Raw genomic sequence first — 12,709 nt, forward strand, 5'->3', positions numbered from 1 at the left:
AAATAATCATGTCAGCCGCAAGCCGATATTTATCTTTCGAGTTAGGACACCAGCGTGAAATCGATCTGCCGCTTGGCTAAGTCCACTTTCTTCACCCGTATTTGGACCTCGTCACCAAGCTGATAGCGCTTTTTCTTACGCTGGCCAATAATGGCGTAGTTCTTTTCGTCTAGCGCGTAGAAATCGTCTGTTATGTCGCGCAGACGCACCATCCCTTCGCATTTGTTTTCTTCAATTTCTACGTACATGCCCCATTCGGTCACTCCAGAAATGATACCGATGTAATTTTCGCCTACCTGATCCTGCAGGTATTCGGCTTGCTTGTATTTTATCGACGCTCGTTCGGCATCGGCAGCTTTCTTTTCCATCTGGGATGCGTGTTCGCAGTGCTTTTCATACGCTTCTGCATTGACAGACCCGCCACCTTCAAGGTAGAACTCCAGCAACCGGTGTACCATCACATCGGGGTAACGGCGGATGGGAGAGGTGAAGTGCGTATAATAATCAAATGCCAGGCCATAGTGACTAGTTTTTTTGGTGGTATAGATTGCTTTGGCCATGGAGCGGATAGCAAGTGTGGTCAATACGTTTTGCTCCTTGGTACCTTCGACGCGTTCCATCAGTGCATTGAGCGAACGTGCGGTTTCGCGGTCAGATTTTGTGTTGAGCTTATACCCGAATCGTGCGGCAAACTGTGCAAAGCCGGCGATGGTCTCAGGATTCGGTGCGTCATGCACGCGGTAAACAAAGGTCTTTTTATCGCCGCCCTTGCCTTGCTTGCCGATGAATTCGGCTACACGTTTATTCGCAAGCAGCATATAATCTTCAATGAGTTTATGGGCGTCTTTCCGTTCTTTGACGTATACGCCCAGCGGCTTGCCGTTTTCGTCCAGTTGGAATTTTACTTCTGTAGTTTCGAAGCTGATGGCCCCGTGCTTAAATTTGCGTTCGCGCAGGATGTATGCCAGTTCATTAAGTGTGGTCAGCTCAGTGCTAAATTCGCCCTCCTTGTTTTCAAGTATTTCCTGTGCCTCTTCATAACTGAACCGCCGGTCCGAATGGATGATGCCCTTTCCGAACCATTCGTTGATCACGTTGGCGTTTTTGTCCATCTCGAATACGGCCGAAAACACCAGCCGGTCCTCGTGGGGTCTTAGCGAGCACAGATCGTTGGACAGCCGTTCGGGTAGCATAGGGATTACGCGGTCTACGAGGTATACGGAGGTCCCTCGCTCGAATGCTTCTTTATCCAGTGCCGAGTCAGGCTTGACGAAATGCGTGACATCGGCGATATGTACACCGATTTCATAATTCCCATTGGGTAATTGCTGGAAAGAGATGGCATCGTCGAAGTCTTTTGCGTCTGCTGGGTCAATCGTAAAGGTCGTAACGGAGCGGAAATCGCGTCGCCTTGAAAATTCCGATTCGGGTATGCCTATGGGGAAGGATTCTGCTTCCTTTTCCACTGCACTGGGAAACTCCAGCGGGAAGCCGAAATCGGCTAGAATAGCGTTCATCTCCGTATTATTTTCCCCTTTTTTACCCAGCACATGTTTTACCTTCCCAACCGGATTTTTGGAGTCCTGTGGCCATTCGGAGATCGCTACGACCACCTTTTCACCGTCTTGAGCGCCGTTGAGGTCAGCCAGGGGCACGAAGATGTCGTGCAGCATTTTACGGTCGTCGGCAATGAAGAACGCGAATCTTGGAGATATCGATATCGTACCTGTAAACTCCGTCCGTGCGCGCTCGATGATTTCAACCACCTCGCCTTCTTTACGTTTGCCTCGCCGTTTTTCGTAAGTATGCACTTTTACCCGGTCGCCATGCAACGCCTGACGCAGTTTGCGTGGGGCAATAAAGATATCGTCTTCAAACTCGTCCTCAGGCACGATGAAGGCCGACCCGTCGGCGGTCATATCCACGCGGCCGGTCACAAATGCTTTGAGCTCTTTGAGAACGTACTTTCCTTTCTCTACTTCTTTGAAAAGTCCGGCACGAGCCTCCTCCTGCAAGATGTCAAGAATGGCATTGCGCGATTCGGGATCCGTCAGGTTCAGTTTCGCAGCGACCTGTTTGTAATTGATTGGCTTATTGCCGGATTTCTCAATGACATCGGAAATCAACTGGGTAAGTATGTGCTTAAACGCCTCGGTTTTTTTGTTTGCCATAATGGTATTAGATATGAGATATCGACCTATCTGGTCTATTCTTGTTGCTTGGTTCCGCTGTTCGTTATTTGTTTGCCTTCAATCTCCGACAATCCTACCGATCGCCGGCGCCCTTATCGACCGTTGAATGCGCCGAAACAGTGACCGGCTATTCAAATCTCTACAAGATTTGTGCCGTGGTAATGACGACTTTCTCACCGTAGACCGAGCGATTGTTTCTCACACGGCTATTTCTGTAAAATTTCAAATCGCTGGCTCATGCGCGTACCGTAGTTATCCACCAAAGTAATGCGGTGTGGCCCTGCAGGCATATCCAGCGCCAATTGATGAAATGTTTCTGTTTCTCCAACGAACGCATCATCGAGGTGCCAGTAAATTTTGGCGCCTTGCTTACGGTGTGCTGCATTGAAGATCACCTGTCCGCGCTGGCCATCGATTTCCAAAGGTATATAAATCCGAGCATTATCCTTGGGATAAATCATTTCCATGACCTGGCCTTCTTCATTCATGCAGCCTTCAGCAAATGGTGGTAGTTCCCGGTAGCTGCTGTGTCTCGGCTTGTAATAATATTCCATTGCTGGCGGCAGTACAAACCACTTGGCCGCGACGATGTTTCCGGGCACGGTGCACTCGGCTGTCACCCGTAGCGTACCCGCTGCATTCAGGTGAATCGTCTGATGATAGGGACACACAGTTGAACGGTGGCCTTGTGCCGGAATGTAAACGGTGTCGGGATGAGTGCAATCAGGACCGGCCAGATGTCCGCTTTCCCGGCATACAGCAGTTTGTACCATATGATCAACGGGTGCCTCGAACCAACCGGAGACAGGCAACAGATCGAAAATATGGAACAGAATAGGAGCTGCCGTTTCGATGCCGGTGAGCCCCGGCCGGCCTTCACCATCGGCATTTCCCACCCAAACACATACCACGTGCGCGGGCGTCAGACCGATCGCCCAGCCATCGCGGAACCCAAAGCTGGTACCGGTTTTCCACGCGATCTTTTTGGACGAGGCAAATTGTTGCCAGAGCGCTTCCTCCCCTGGGCGCATTACCTCGTTCATGGCTTGAAATGTAAAGTAGAGCGATGAATAGTCGATAACGGAAGTTCTTTCGGTCGCCCTTATTTGAGGCGTAACGCTTTTTTTGAGGTATGATGGGGGATGGTAGTCCAAAGGGCTGTAGTTGGCATTAAAGCGGCGATAATGGTTTAGGGTACGCGCCATGCTGGCATAAGTGCCAGCCAATTCCCACGGAGTCACTTCACAGCCGCCGAGAATCATCGAAAGCCCATAGAAATCAGCCGGTCTGTTTAGAGAGTGGACGCCCACCCGTTTGAGGAACGGGTGGAAGCGCTGATAGCGGTATTGTTGCAGCATTTTAACGGCGGGTATGTTGAGGGAACGGCTCAGGGCGCGTGATGCCGGTATAGCCCCGTCGTATCCTAAATCATAATTCTGCGGGGTGTACCCACCGATCTGAGTCGGGATATCCTGGATCAGTGTGTGGGGAAGTATAAGCCCATCAGCCAGCATGGCGGCGTAAAGAAGGGGTTTCAGTGTGCTTCCGGGGCTACGCATCGCGTTTAGCATGTCGACATAACTTTCGGCTTCAGGTGTTTGGGGATTGTGCACATTACCGACATACGCCAGGGTATTGCCTGTTTCGACATCTAGGACCAAAGCGGCCGCGTTATGAATGCCATTTGCACTTAGGTTGCGGTGGTGACGGTCGATGATTTGGGCGACCTGCTGTTGGAGGTCAGTCTCTAACGACGTTTTGATGCGTGTAGCGCCAACATTCAAAAGTTGGCATTCTTTTTTAAAGCGTTCGAGTAGGTGGGGGGCATGCCTGGGTAGGGGATGAGGTTTGTCGGGTAGCGGTTCCAGCTTCGCCAGCGCGGCAGTGCTTTGGTCAATGGTGCCATTCTCCACAAGTTTGTCCAACAATCTATTCCGCTTGGTTAGCAGCATTTCGCGGTTCCGCCCCGGGTGTATCAGCGTAGGTGCGTTGGGCAATACGGCGAGCGTGGCGTTTTCCGCCCAGGAAAGCTGTTCCGGCGCCCGACCGTAATAACGCCATGCGGCGGCGTCAAGCCCTACTACGTTGCTTCCGAATGGGGCATTGGCAGCGTACAGGCGAAGGATGTGGGCTTTGCTGTAACCCGCCTCCAAGCGAAGGGCCAGAAAACTTTCCATAAATTTTTGCCAGAGCGTGCGCGGTTGATTGCGGCTCATCCGGATGACTTGCATGCTGATGGTGCTCCCCCCGCTGACGATACGTCCTTGTAATAAGTTTTGCCAGATGGCCCGACCTAAAGCTATGGGGTCGAGACCGGGGTGGGAAAAAAAGCGCTTGTCTTCGAAAGCGATGATACATCGGGTGAACTTTTCGGGGACTTCCCCAGCGCTTGGAAAACGCCATTGCCCGTCTGCGGCGATAGCAGCTGCCATGAGGTTGCCCTCGGCATCCTCAATCACGAATGAAGTTGGCGTGGAAAAAAGCGGTTCTGGAAGTGCAAAGTAGAAGCGAACAAATAGCAGTGCTATTGCTGTGAGCACGACTGCACCTCTTCTGGCAGTGAAAAGGGCACTCGCATCCAAAAACCTTTTTTTTGTGCCATATGCCATCCCGCTAAGATAAGAAATTTCACGTGCTGGACACCGGCTTGATCAATTAAGCAACCACAACACTCGAACTGCGTGAAGGAAATAATTAGTTTATATTGATTTGGCTTATTAACTGAAGTATAAGCTTTTGTGTGATATTTGCTAAAATTTTAGCCGGAAAGCCAGAGTATTACACGCTAAAAGGTCGGTCGGCGTGCTCCTAACGAATTTTTGTTTTTATTGCTAAAAAACTAGATTTAAATAAAAAATAAATGTATTAAGCATCAAATCACTGATTAAAAGTGCGGTATATCTATGTTTGCTAATTTTTTAGCCAGTTATTGAATATTGATTGAGCTCATGCAAAGTCCCTCGCAAAGAGCATGAAGGTGCGCCCCACCTATTTGCCGTCCCCATGCGGTGTCGTGATGAAATAGCCATGCTTCCGGTCAAAAAAATAGAGAAGGCTGGCGCCACGATAACCGGCGCAGCATATCAGGCCAGCGGGTCGGTCGTCTTCATCTGCGGATACGACGAATGCTAGAACCGGCCAAAGGCTACGGCAGCCGAAAACGGTTACATGAGGAAAGTTAGTGTGAAACAGTTTTGCACTGGGCACAAAGGCCCACCGCGTTGATGCCGATGGATTGAAGTCGATAATCCTTGGGTAGATTGATTTTCGGTAGCTTGATTTCGTCTAAACAATAGATGCTGTTGCAGGCCGAACAAATAAAATGTACATGCTCATCATGGTGGTGATGCTCGTCACATGCTGTCGAACATAGCGCGTATGTAGCTGTGCCATGAAGGTCGAATATTTTATGGAGGATTCCTTTTTCCTCATAAGTCGCCAACACCCGGTACAAGGTGACACGATCCACTGTGTCACCCAGCAGTTTTTCGAGTTCGGGCTGGGATATGGCTGTCTCCTTAGCGGATATGATCTGCAGTACGCTAAGCCTTGGCTGTGTAACCTTAAGTTTATTCCGCCGAAGCAGGTGGACAAACTTTTCGGCAGTTTCCTGCTGCGCTTTTCCCGTCTCTGTCACCTTCATGTATTCCTCAAATGCGCCCACGGCCATCTCATCAGGCCGCAGGCTGGATAATCAGTTATTTGCCGGCGGCTTTGGCGTGGTCAGCCAGAAATTGGGCAAGTCCATTATCGGTGAGCGGATGCTTAAGCAATCCCAATATCGCCGACAATGGTCCGGTCATTACATCAGCACCGATTTTCGCACATTCGATAATGTGTGTCACGTGGCGGATGGATGCTGCCAGGATCTGCGTTTCATAGTTATAGTTGTCGTAAATCAGCCGGATGTCTTCGATAAGGCCAAGGCCATCGGTTGAGACATCGTCCAGCCGTCCGATGAAGGGGGACACGTATGTGGCGCCCGCTTTGGCGGCTAGCAAAGCCTGTCCTGATGAAAATACCAGCGTGCAATTGGTCTTGATGCCTTGGCTGCTGAAGTGTTTTATAGCCTTCACCCCCTCTTTAATCATGGGCACTTTCACCACGATTTTGTCATTGAGCTTCGCCAATGCCTCACCTTCCCGGACGATGTTGTCGAAATCAGTAGAGATGACTTCCGCACTTACATCGCCGTCCACGATGTCACAGATAGCTTTATAGTGGTTAATAATGTTCGGTTCGCCGGTGATGCCTTCTTTGGCCATCAGGCTTGGATTTGTGGTCACACCGTCCAGAACGCCCAAATCTTGAGCTTCCTTGATTTGCTGGAGGTTGGCAGTATCAATGAAAAATTTCATATCTTGAATTTGATATTGGATTAAAAAGAAATATTGAATATCAGCATGTAAAATTAATGAAAATGTGGTAAATACCGAAATTTTTAAAGCGGTTTGAATGATTAGGGGGGTGGGGCATGGTATGACTTTTGATTGTCATGACAGGTGAGTCTCTTCCGCGCACTTAAGCATCGAAATTATCGGTTACATTTTACTGGACAGGCCATCTCCCTGATGGGGACATGGATGCAGCGTATTGCCGTGAGTTGGTTGGTTTATCGGCTAACGGAATCCGCACTTATCTTGGGGCTTGTGTCTTTCGTTGCGCTCATCCCGTCGCTGATTCTTTCTCCACTCATAGGAAGCTTTGTAGATAGGCATCAGAAATACCGAATAGTGCTGACTACCCAATTTGGACTGATGCTGCAGGCGGGGGCGCTTACCCTGATGGTCTTTTTGGGGCATCACAGTATATGGTGGATAGGCGTGTTGAGTTTCATCCAAGGGGTGATCAGCACCGTTGATGTGACTGCTCGTCAGTCGCTCATGGTTGAATTATTGGATGACAAGGCCGATCTGCCCAATGCCATTGCACTCAATTCGTCGGCTTTCAACGCGGCGAGAATGTTGGGGCCGGCGGTGGGAGGAGTACTGTTGAGCAACTATGGGGAGGCCGTTTGTTTCGGTGTCAATTTCGTTAGTTTCTTCGCGGTAATCGGCTCCCTGTTATCCATGCGGTTGACGAATAAACCTCTGTCGGCTAAACAGGAAAGCACATGGAAGGGCCTGAAAGAGGGATTCAACTATTTGCGGCATTCACCCCATCTTTTGTCCCTTATTCTGTTGCTTGCGGCATCAAGCCTCGTCATTATCCCCTACACGACACTGCTTCCAGTAATAGCGAGGGAAATGTTCAACGGCGATGCGACCACCTTTAGCTGGTTTGAGAGTGCCGCAGGCTTAGGTGCGATGGCGGGGGCTATTTATATGGCGAGAACACAGGTGGGCACCAATCTACGCTTCCGGGTAATGAAAGCTTCCGGACTGTTTGCATCTGGTATCCTGATACTTTCTTTCGCTTCGTGGCTGCCGCTTGCTTTGTTGAGCGTGTTGCTTGCCGCGATGGGAATGATGGTACAGAATTCCAGCATCAATACCTATATCCAAACACACGCCATGCCAGCGTATCGGGCCAGGGCAATCAGCTATTACATTATGGCATTCCAAGGGGTTTTTCCCCTTGGAAGCCTGTTTATTGGTGCTCTTGCAGAAACATGGGATATCCACTACACGCTGCTATTTCAGGGGATTGCTGGTGTACTCATCACGCTTAGCTTCGTCATCTACATATGGCAGCATATCAGCCGGAGGTACGCGCCGGTGTAATAGCGAGCAGTGTACTGACGGATGCCGGTTTCTTCACCCGGTTTTAGGAGGAGCAACACCGGCGGTCGCCATCTAGCCACTATCTATCCCAGAATGGAGGAGGTTCGATTCCCAATGAACGTAGGTATACATAACCTTGTGCTCGGTGATGCACTTCGTTGTCTATGAAATAAAACAGGTGCCACCAAACCGGTCCTTCCCATTGTCCGTAGGCGTTATCTGTTTCCTGTAACCGCGTGGAGACAACTTGTTGCCAGACGTTGTTGATGTAATCCGAGCTCCAGTCCCACAACTGCAGGATACCCTGTTGTGTTGTCGGGGAGCTTTCGATCTCTTCCGCGCCGGGCAAGTCTTTCAATTCTTTCCACTCACCAGTGGCGATGCCGTGGGCGCCTGGCGCGCCCATCCGGTTGAGTTCCATTGCCAATTCCGCGAACGCGCGCATGCCACCGACGGAGTGTGAGAAGAGCTTGTCTTCTGGAAATGCCTCGATGACCCGGCGGGTGAGCCCACGATGCCCTTGCCAGTGTGACAATAGTTGAGATAGGTTGATCGTGACGTTGTTCTGTAGTGTTTCCATAATGTTTTGTTTAAATACACCGTAAAGTTAGGTGTGAACACTGACAACGTTATGGCAGGGGCGGTTGTGCGGTGGGATTGAAAAATGCGGTGATGGCTTGCTGATCAGGCACCCATACCTTTGAGGGGTGCTTTTCAGCATACTCGTAAATCAATTGCATCATGTAGTAGTTGCTGTTGTGGCGTTTCAGCGCGTCTTTTACATCGTCAAGCACATGATAGTGTATATCATGGCTAAGGTAACCCATACCGTAAAGGCAACCGTTGTCTACCAGGATGCAACTTAGTTCACCCTCGCACCTGCCTTTTTCTACAATGGCAAACGTAGGAAGGTTGTGTGTAAGGTGGTCAAGGGCTCGATGCACGCGCGCGTTGTAGGCCGCCGGTGTCATTTCCGGCAGCGCATCGGTGGTGGGTCGGGCCGCTGGTTTTTGCAATCGTCCGACGTCCCGAGAGCGGACGCCAAAAACACAAAGCTCAGGGTAAAGGTTGAATTCCCTGATCAACCGATGGAGGAGATTGATGGCGTCCACTTGTCTGTGGAAGACATGGATGTGCTGCTGATTTCCATACTTTCCGACGGCCAGGCGCAGGTAGCTGTTGCGGTCTTCATAAGCGTATAGTGCATACTTTGGCTCGAAACGTTTCAAGGCGCGGTTATAGACCGGCCAATGATGCTTGATCTCCGCCGCCTCCAGCAAAAACGCCATTAGTTCAGTGCCACACCGTTCATATGAAATGGAGTGGATTTCCCGCAGGAAATGCTGGCGTTGACGATCGGGACTGTGGCCGCTGAAATGTTGCGTTACGCGGTTTCGGATGTCGCGTGCCTTGCCAATGTAGACGACCCTTCCACTTTTATTATGGAAGTAGTATACGCCAGGGCTATGAGGTAAATTCATGAATTGCTCCTTCGGCAGATTTGGAGGGAGCTGCTGATCCTTGGAAGTTTTCTTTACCATGTCCTGGATAGCACCGTCGACATCCCACTCTATCAATTTGGTGAATAAGATGGCGGTTGCCTCCGCATCACCGCTGGCACGGTGTCGGTTGACGATCGGAATACCCAACGCATCGCAGAGCCTGCCGAGGCTGTATGAGGAGAGACCGGGCCTGATTTTTCGGCTCAACCTAACGGTACAGAGTTTAGGTGAGGATAGGTGATATCCCGCCGTTGAGAGATGAAATTTCAAAAATGAATAGTCAAAATTTACATTGTGTGCGACAAAAATGCGGCCGTCCAATAATTGGTATATTTCGGAAGCCAATGCTTCAAACGGCGGACTGTCAGCTACCATCTCGTCAGTAATGCCCGTCATTGCCTGGATGGACAGTGGGATGGGCCGTAGCGGATTGATAAGCGACTCATACCGGTCGATCACCGACTTTCCATTGTGGATCAATATGGAAACCTCAGTTATGCCACTTCCTGAAGCGTATCCGCCTGTGGTCTCGATGTCTACAATGGCATACTGCAAAGTTTTGCCGGCGCGTTTCATACCGGCAAATATACTAAAATAGTTAGTCTGTCGGTGGTTGGTCTTTTTTTTGTTTGGCCTCTTGCATGTAGGTGTCGTCGGTTGTTGTACTAGCCCGTGTAGAACGTGTGCATGCCACCAAGAAATAAAAGCATGTCAAAAGCCAGGCAACCCAAGTTAGGTAACCCCCAACATGGAAGTTAGCCTTCATCAACCGATGAGAAGTTGTGGTGAAATCGATGTAGGTAAAATATGCACCGGTAAGTGCAACGAGTAAAAAGAACAAGATGATGGCAACAGAAAGCCGGCGGCCTGAAATCCGTCGGACCAGCCATAGGATGAAAATCAACGCGAGCTGGAGAGCAAACAGCAATAACGCCGTTTTCCACCATAATCTGAATAACCCGTACTCGCGGTAAATAAGACTAATACCCACTTTTCCCACAAACGACATTTGCGACATCAATACCCCTGATATGGTAGAGAGCAGCGCTTGCACAGCGATTAAAGTGCTCAAACCTTTCACACGTCTGATTATTACTTGGTGACAGACCAGCCGCTTTCGCTGTTAAAACGCAGGCTGTATGTTTTCTTGGCAAACGAAGCATTGTTGTCGGCTCCTTTTGGCGCGAAGTCTGCAAAATCCGTTTCAGCTTTCTTAAGAGTCACTGTCGCTTTAGCCCGGTTTTTGCCGGACTGTTCGACTCGTACCCCGCCGTCTTCGTCTAAGGTATACTCGGCTGTTTTGACTGTCGCTTTCCGGTCTGTTTTGTCAATGACAAAAGGAATGGACTTGTCGGTCAGCTTAACTAAGTATACGAATGTGCTGTCTTTAGATAAAAAGCGTTTCCGTGCCTCCAGGCGCTCCAAGGTTACGTAGCCGCCTTTTTCTAATTGACGGTAAGTAACCAGCAAATCTGCATCCGATTGTGTGTTGAACTTTACTTCCCCGTATCCCATGTTGGCTGTTTCATAAACCGGATTGGATTGCAGATAATGGGCCACCTCATTTAGCGCCACGCGCTCGCTAATTGTTCTGTCGCTTCCGCAGCTAACGGACGTGACGGCAAGGGCAAAAATCAATAGGCGGTGTACGTTTACGCTCATATATGCAATGTGTTTCAAATACATCAATTGCAAAAGTTATTCCAACATTTGTGGCGTCCTGCCAGCGCTGACTGTTATTGATAACCTAATAAGCGGAGCACTTGCTTGCTGTTTTGCTCTTCTCCGAACACTTCGAAATTGAATGTCTCGTCACGGTTTCTCCGGATCAACACATGCTTCGGGGAAGGGAGTAAACAGTGATGTATTCCTCCATATCCACTCAGCACCTCCTGGTATGCACCGGTGTGAAAGAACCCCAAGTACTGCAGCTTACGGGTTTTCGGCATGAACACGCTGTTAATATGGGCTTCCTGACTATAGTAATCCTGCCCGTCGCACGTGATGCCACCGAGATTTACGCGTTCGTATTCGGCATCCCAATTGTTTATAGGCAGCAAAATGTACTTTTGATTGAGTGCCCACACATCGGGTAAATTCGTGATAAAAGAGCCATCAAGCATCAGCCACTTCTCCCGGTCGTTTTGTTGTTTGCGCCCGATCACCTTATAAAGTATGCCGGAAGCCTCAGCAACGGTATATTTTCCGAACTCGGTGATGATATCCGGTTCCATTACCTCATTCTCGGCACAGATCTGTTTGATGCGGTTCACGATTTCATTGACCATATATTCATAGTCAAAGTCATGTACCAGGGAGTCTTTGAACGGCATACCACCACCGATATCCAAGGTATCCAGATCAGGATTGATTTTCTTGAATTTGCAGTAAAGCGTCACGTATTTCTCCAATTCGTTCCAATAATATGGCGTGTCAGAGATGCCCGAGTTGATAAAGAAGTGGAGTAGCTTGACCTTGAAATTGGGGTTGGGTGCAATTTTGTTATTGTAAAAATCGAGGATATCTTCCAACCGTATGCCCAGGCGTGAGGTATAGAATGGGGAATCGGGTTGCTCTTCAGCTGCAATTCTGATACCAAGGTTGCAGGGCTCTGCCAATTCGACCTCATCATCGTAGATATTGAACTCTTCCTTATTATCCAATACCGGAATGATGTTTCGGTAGCCGTCGTGCAGCATATCAAGGATATACTGTTTATACTGGTAAGTTTTGAATCCGTTGCAGATGACCGTGATGTCCTTTGTGACTACGCCTTTTTTCTCCAGCGTATCGATCATAGGCATATCGAAAGCAGATGAAGTCTCTAAGTGAATGTCGTTTTTAAGCGCTTCCTCTACCACATGTTTGAAGTGCGAACTTTTGGTGCAGTAGCAATATTTGTAGGTGCCGCGGTAATTGTGTTTTAATATCGCAGTCTGAAACAAGATTTTGGCTTGCTGAATCTTTTTGCTGATGATAGGTAGGTAGGTAAACCTAAGAGGAGTCCCGTACGTTTCTATCATTTCCATAAGGTTGAGGTCATGGAAATACAGCTCGTCGTCTATGATTTCAAACCCATCTTGGGGAAACCCTACACTTAGGTCAAGAAATTCTTGATAGCTCTGCATTTTTTACAATTTTCTTCTGATTAATCATCTGCTTTTCAATGGCAGACGACAACTATCCAAACATCCATTTGCATATGATGGCCTGTTTGTCTAAGTTTGGCAAAGATATGTTTTCGCGACGAAACGATATATATATCTAATGTAAATTTGCAATATCGGTCGCC

At 49.0% G+C, this 12,709-nt stretch carries 10 protein-coding genes; 1 reads left to right on the forward strand and 9 read right to left on the reverse strand.

What is annotated here, in order from left to right; all coding sequences use genetic code 11:
- Nucleotides 1-41: 41 nt before the first annotated feature.
- The 4 genes from rnr to fsa form a co-directional block, all read right to left on the reverse strand.
- A complete protein-coding gene (rnr, locus tag ACFOET_RS09080) occupies nt 42-2,171 on the reverse strand; it encodes a ribonuclease R (RefSeq protein WP_379021782.1) in 2,130 nt (709 codons plus the stop codon).
- 227 nt (nt 2,172-2,398) lie between these two features.
- The gene (gene pbpC, locus ACFOET_RS09085) at nt 2,399-4,801 is read right to left on the reverse strand and encodes a penicillin-binding protein 1C (RefSeq protein WP_379021784.1); all 2,403 of its coding nucleotides are present in this window, start codon (nt 4,799-4,801) and stop codon (nt 2,399-2,401) included.
- A gap of 569 nt (nt 4,802-5,370) precedes the next feature.
- On the reverse strand, nt 5,371-5,835 hold the full coding sequence (locus tag ACFOET_RS09090) for a Fur family transcriptional regulator (protein WP_379021786.1): 465 nt from the start codon (nt 5,833-5,835) through the stop codon (nt 5,371-5,373).
- 55 nt (nt 5,836-5,890) lie between these two features.
- On the reverse strand, nt 5,891-6,550 hold the full coding sequence (fsa, locus tag ACFOET_RS09095; RefSeq protein ID WP_379021788.1) for a fructose-6-phosphate aldolase: 660 nt from the start codon (nt 6,548-6,550) through the stop codon (nt 5,891-5,893).
- Between the two features lie 144 nt (nt 6,551-6,694).
- Between fsa and ACFOET_RS09100 the strand changes: the two genes are divergently transcribed.
- A complete protein-coding gene (locus ACFOET_RS09100; RefSeq protein ID WP_379021790.1) occupies nt 6,695-7,915 on the forward strand; it encodes an MFS transporter in 1,221 nt (406 codons plus the stop codon).
- 79 nt (nt 7,916-7,994) lie between these two features.
- On the opposite strand, the gene ACFOET_RS09105 is transcribed toward ACFOET_RS09100, so the two are convergent.
- The 5 genes from ACFOET_RS09105 to ACFOET_RS09125 all read right to left on the reverse strand — a co-directional run bounded on the left by ACFOET_RS09105 (nt 7,995) and on the right by ACFOET_RS09125 (nt 12,545).
- Nucleotides 7,995-8,495 carry a DinB family protein gene (locus ACFOET_RS09105; RefSeq protein WP_379021792.1) on the reverse strand — a complete coding sequence of 167 codons (501 nt, stop codon included), beginning with the start codon at nt 8,493-8,495 and terminating at the stop codon, nt 7,995-7,997.
- Between the two features lie 49 nt (nt 8,496-8,544).
- Nucleotides 8,545-9,993: an exonuclease domain-containing protein gene (locus ACFOET_RS09110; protein WP_379021794.1), complete on the reverse strand. Its 1,449-nt coding sequence runs from the start codon at nt 9,991-9,993 to the stop codon at nt 8,545-8,547.
- A 22-nt stretch (nt 9,994-10,015) separates the two neighbouring features.
- Entirely contained in the window at nt 10,016-10,489 is a 474-nt protein-coding gene (locus ACFOET_RS09115) for a hypothetical protein (RefSeq protein WP_379021796.1), read from the reverse strand.
- Nucleotides 10,490-10,509: 20 nt separating this feature from the next.
- A complete protein-coding gene (locus ACFOET_RS09120; RefSeq protein WP_379021798.1) occupies nt 10,510-11,079 on the reverse strand; it encodes a hypothetical protein in 570 nt (189 codons plus the stop codon).
- 74 nt (nt 11,080-11,153) lie between these two features.
- Nucleotides 11,154-12,545, reverse strand: coding sequence for an arginine decarboxylase (locus ACFOET_RS09125; protein ID WP_379021800.1), 1,392 nt, complete (start codon nt 12,543-12,545; stop codon nt 11,154-11,156).
- Between the last annotated feature and the right edge of the window lie 164 nt (nt 12,546-12,709).

The sequence above is a fragment of the Parapedobacter deserti genome, assembly GCF_042646065.1.
Taxonomy (GTDB): domain Bacteria; phylum Bacteroidota; class Bacteroidia; order Sphingobacteriales; family Sphingobacteriaceae; genus Parapedobacter; species Parapedobacter deserti.

Coding starts and splice junctions, on each gene's coding strand:
- rnr (WP_379021782.1), bottom strand. CDS start 2,171: ATGGCAAACAAAAAAACCGAGGCGTTTAAGCACATACTTACCCAGTTG.
- pbpC (WP_379021784.1), bottom strand. CDS start 4,801: ATGGCATATGGCACAAAAAAAAGGTTTTTGGATGCGAGTGCCCTTTTC.
- ACFOET_RS09090 (WP_379021786.1), bottom strand. CDS start 5,835: ATGAAGGTGACAGAGACGGGAAAAGCGCAGCAGGAAACTGCCGAAAAG.
- fsa (WP_379021788.1), bottom strand. CDS start 6,550: ATGAAATTTTTCATTGATACTGCCAACCTCCAGCAAATCAAGGAAGCT.
- ACFOET_RS09105 (WP_379021792.1), bottom strand. CDS start 8,495: ATGGAAACACTACAGAACAACGTCACGATCAACCTATCTCAACTATTG.
- ACFOET_RS09110 (WP_379021794.1), bottom strand. CDS start 9,993: ATGAAACGCGCCGGCAAAACTTTGCAGTATGCCATTGTAGACATCGAG.
- ACFOET_RS09120 (WP_379021798.1), bottom strand. CDS start 11,079: ATGAGCGTAAACGTACACCGCCTATTGATTTTTGCCCTTGCCGTCACG.
- ACFOET_RS09125 (WP_379021800.1), bottom strand. CDS start 12,545: ATGCAGAGCTATCAAGAATTTCTTGACCTAAGTGTAGGGTTTCCCCAA.